This is a genomic window from Nocardia farcinica, assembly GCF_029867845.1.
Lineage (GTDB): Bacteria > Actinomycetota > Actinomycetes > Mycobacteriales > Mycobacteriaceae > Nocardia > Nocardia farcinica_A.
The window spans coordinates 1-3762 of sequence record NZ_JARWRU010001141.1; the positions used below are offsets into that span (position 1 = coordinate 1).

General features: G+C 69.2%; 4 protein-coding genes. 2 read left to right on the top strand and 2 right to left on the bottom strand.

Features of this window, described 5'->3' with window-relative positions; translation table 11 throughout:
• Positions 1-49 precede the first annotated feature (49 nt).
• Both QH283_RS25425 and QH283_RS25430 read right to left on the bottom strand, forming a co-directional pair.
• Entirely contained in the window at positions 50-889 is an 840-nt protein-coding gene (locus QH283_RS25425) for a mycofactocin-coupled SDR family oxidoreductase (RefSeq protein WP_280505460.1), read from the bottom strand.
• 48 nt (positions 890-937) lie between these two features.
• Positions 938-1624, bottom strand: coding sequence for a TetR/AcrR family transcriptional regulator (locus tag QH283_RS25430; RefSeq protein WP_280505461.1), 687 nt, complete (start codon positions 1622-1624; stop codon positions 938-940).
• A gap of 168 nt (positions 1625-1792) precedes the next feature.
• Between QH283_RS25430 and QH283_RS25435 the strand changes: the two genes are divergently transcribed.
• Together QH283_RS25435 and QH283_RS25440 are read left to right on the top strand one after the other, a co-directional pair.
• Complete coding sequence (locus QH283_RS25435) at positions 1793-3070, top strand: cytochrome P450 (protein WP_280505462.1); 1278 nt, start codon at positions 1793-1795, stop codon at positions 3068-3070.
• Between the two features lie 120 nt (positions 3071-3190).
• On the top strand, positions 3191-3762 hold a 572-nt coding region (locus tag QH283_RS25440; RefSeq protein ID WP_280505463.1), incomplete at its 3' end, for an AurF N-oxygenase family protein.

The window sequence follows — 3762 nt, forward strand, 5'->3', positions numbered from 1 at the left end:
GGTGATCGGTGCGGCCGTGCGGCGATGGTGTGCGCCTTCGGCGATGGTCCTATTTGAGCATGCTGCCCGCGTCGACGGGCAGCGTGACGCCGGTGATGTAGCGCGCCTCGTCCGAGGCGAGGAACAGCACCGCGTTGCTGATGTCGACCGGCTCCACCCAGCCCACCGGCAGCGTGTGCATGAACTGGGCCACCGGGGCGAAATCGTCCGGGCCCGGATTCTCCAGATCGGGACGGAACAGTTTCATGGTGCCCTCGTTCATGAACAGCGGCGTGTTCACGTTGGTCGGATGCACCGAGTTGACCCGGATGGAGTGCGCGCCGAGTTCGACGGCGAAGGTGCGCATCAGGCCGACGACGCCGTGCTTGGCCGCCACGTAGTGCCCGGTGTGCGGGTAGGCCTTGAGGCCGCCGACGGAGGAGGTGAGGATGATCGAACCGCCGTTTCCGCCGGAGATCAGATGCGGTACACCGGCTTTCACCGACTTCCAGACACCGCCGAGATTGGTGTCGATCATCGTCTGCCAGTCTTCTTCGCTGGTCTCGGCCAGCGTCGCGCCGCCGTTGCCGATGCCTGCGTTGGCCACGATGATGTCGAGCCTGCCCAGCTGCTCCACGCCGCTGTCGACGGCGGCGCGCACCGCCTCGTAGTCGCGCACGTCGGCCTGGGTTGCCACGATCCGGCGGCCGAGGCCCTTGACCAGGTCCGCGGTCTCGGCCAGGTCGTCGGGAGTGGCGTGCGGGATGTCCGGGCTGCCACCCGCCGGACCACAGATGTCGATGGCGATGATGTCGGCGCCCTCCTGCGCCAGCCGTACCGCGTGGCTGCGGCCCTGCCCGCGCGCCGCGCCCCTGATGAAGGCGACCTTGCCCTCGACCCGCCCTGTCATGGGACCACCCCGTTCCGTAGCTCGAACGCCCGAACGCTGATCGGACGATCAAATCACTGTGGCATCGGGGCCGGGGGGTGTCAACGGGTGATCATCCGGGTCCACCGGGCCCGCGGTGGTGTCGGTGGTGGCTGTGGGCGCCGGGCCGGCGACGGTGGGCATCCGGTACTGCTCGAGGAAGCGCTCGACGAAGGCGCGCAACTCTTCGTGTCCCTGGGTCATGCCGACCGCCGACTCGTTGCAGATCATCCTGGCCGCGCCGGTGAGCAGCATCGACATCGCCACCGGCGGGAACGCCTCGGTGTCGACGCCGTGCGCGCGCAGCACGAGCGTGACCGCCGCTGTCTCGATGTCGCGCACCCGTTCGGCGTAGGCGCGCAACTCGGCGCCGATCACCTTCCTGTGGTTGGCCAGCGCCATGAATTCCGTGTTGAGCTGGGTGAATCGGTCCTCGCTGTTGATCACCCAGAGCGCGCGCAGCGGGTCCTGCTCCGACAGCGCCTTACGCATGCGGGCCAGCGCGTGCTCGGCGCCGGTGCGCATGACGGCCAGATACAGATCGTCCATGGTGGGGAAGTAGTAGTAGACCAGCGCCGAGCGCACCCCCGCGCGCTCGGCCACCCGGCGCGAGGTCGCGGCCGCGTAACCCTCCTCGCGGATGATCGCGGCCGTCGCGGCCATCAGCCTGTCCCGGGTGTCGCCGTCGGCCGCCCTGCGTCCGTTGCGCCCGGCCATCACCGCCACCCGCGTCCCGCGTGTCGAACCCTTGACCGTCCGTTCGGCCTCGTGCTACCCATGGGGCACTTTAACATTTGATCGAGCGATCAATACTGCCCAGCGTCGCCGGGTGATCGGCACAGCCGGGTGATCCGCGTCGATCGCGGACGGAAGGTGGTGGGTCCGATGACGGATCCCGCGGCGGTGGACTACTTCTCCGACCCTGGCATCGCGCAGCAGCCCTACGACTACTTCGACGCGCTGCGCAGCCGCCATCCGGTGTTCCGGGAGCCGTATCACGGCGTGGTCGCGGTGACCGGTTACGAGGAGGCGGTCGAGGTCTTCCGCGACAGCGAGCACTTCTCCGCGTGCATATCGATCGGCGGGCCGTTCCCGCCGCTGCCCTTCCAGCCAGAGGGCGACGACATCGGCGATCAGATCCAGGCGTATCGCCACCGGTTCCCGATCCACGAGCACATGGTCACCATGGACCCGCCCGAGCACACCCGCGCCCGCGCCCTGCTGGCCCGGCTGCTGACCCCGAAGCGGTTGAAGGACAACGAGGAGTACATCTGGCGGCTGGCCGACGAGCAACTCGACCTCGCGACCGGCTCCGGCCGGTGCGAGTTCCTCGGCGACTACGCCAAGCCGTTCGCCACGCTGGCGATCGCCGACCTGCTCGGCGTCCCGGAGCACGACCACGACGAGTTCTTGTTCACCCTCACCGGCAGTTCGCGGCCGGGCAGCAGGGTGGGCGCGCTCGACCACGAGCCGGTGGGCAGCAATCCGCTGCAATGGCTCGACGACAAGTTCGCCCGCTATCTGACCGATCGCAGGCGTGAGCCGCGCGCGGACGTGCTCGGCGCGCTGGCGGTCACGCCCTATCCCGACGGCACCCTCCCGGAGATCATCGAGGTCGTCCGGCCCGCCACCTTCCTGTTCGCGGCCGGGCAGGAGACGGTCACCAAGCTGCTGAGCTCGGCGGTGCGGGTACTCGCCGACCGACCGGAGCTCCAGCGGCGGCTGCGCGCCGATCGCAGCCTGATCGGCGCGTTCATCGAGGAGGCGTTGCGTGTCGAGAGCCCGACCAAGGTCGATTTCCGGCTCGCGCGCCGAACCACCACCATCGGCGGCGTGCACATCCCGGCCGGCACCGTGGTGATGATCTGCATCGGCGCGGCCAATCGTGACCCGAGGAAGTTCGAGGCGCCCGACGAATTCCGCCTCGAACGGCGCAACGCGCGCGAGCACCTGGCCTTCGGTCGCGGCGTGCACACCTGCGCGGGGGCGCCGCTGGCGCGAGTCGAGGGCCGGATCACCCTCGAGCGGCTGCTCGACCGGTTCGCCGGAATCGCCGTGGACGAGGCCTTCCACGGCCCCACGGACGCGCGCCGGTACGAGTACGAGCCCACCTTCCTGCTGCGCGGCCTGCGGGAGCTGCACCTCACGCTCGCCCGTCGCTGAGGCGCTCGGTGGCCGGTCCGGGTGTTGTGTGGGACTGTCGGTCCCATATATTCTGGATCACACCACGCGATCCCGCGTGCGCACGTCCGGCCCTCGGGCCGGCGGAACGAGGAGGCACCGATGACGCTGTCCGAATCGACCGGCCACACACCCACCCGCGCGGCCACGCCCGACAGCGCGGCGGCTCGGCCGGGCTCGGCATGGCTCGACCGGGCGTACCGGGAGGCGCTGGCCACACTCTCCGAGGGATCGGTGTATCGCCGATTCGATCCGTATCTCGACATCGACTGGGACGCGCCGGAATTCGCGATCGACCCGCGGGATCCACGCTGGGTGCTGTCCCCGGTACACGATCCGCTCGGCGCGACCCGCTGGTACCGGGAGTTGCCCCTGGAGCGGCAGATCGAGATCGGCCGCTGGCGCACCGCCAACGCCATCAAGGTCGGCGCGGCCTTCGAGAGTGTGCTCATCCGCGGGGTGATGCAGTACATCATGAAGCTGCCGAACGGCTCCCCGGAATTCCGCTACTGCCTGCACGAGATGACCGAGGAGTGCAACCACATCCAGATGTTCCAGGAGCTGGTGAACCGCATCGGCGACGATGTGCCGGGCATGCGGCCGTTCTTCCGTGCCCTGTCGCCGTTCATCGGCGTCGCGGGGGGTTTTGCCCCCGGGAAACAGTTAAAAGGCCA

Bases quoted from the DNA above. Each gene is read 5' to 3' on its own strand.
- QH283_RS25425 (WP_280505460.1), bottom strand. From the start codon at position 889: ATGACAGGGCGGGTCGAGGGCAAGGTCGCCTTCATCAGGGGCGCGGCG.
- QH283_RS25430 (WP_280505461.1), bottom strand. From the start codon at position 1,624: ATGGCCGGGCGCAACGGACGCAGGGCGGCCGACGGCGACACCCGGGAC.
- QH283_RS25435 (WP_280505462.1), top strand. From the start codon at position 1,793: ATGACGGATCCCGCGGCGGTGGACTACTTCTCCGACCCTGGCATCGCG.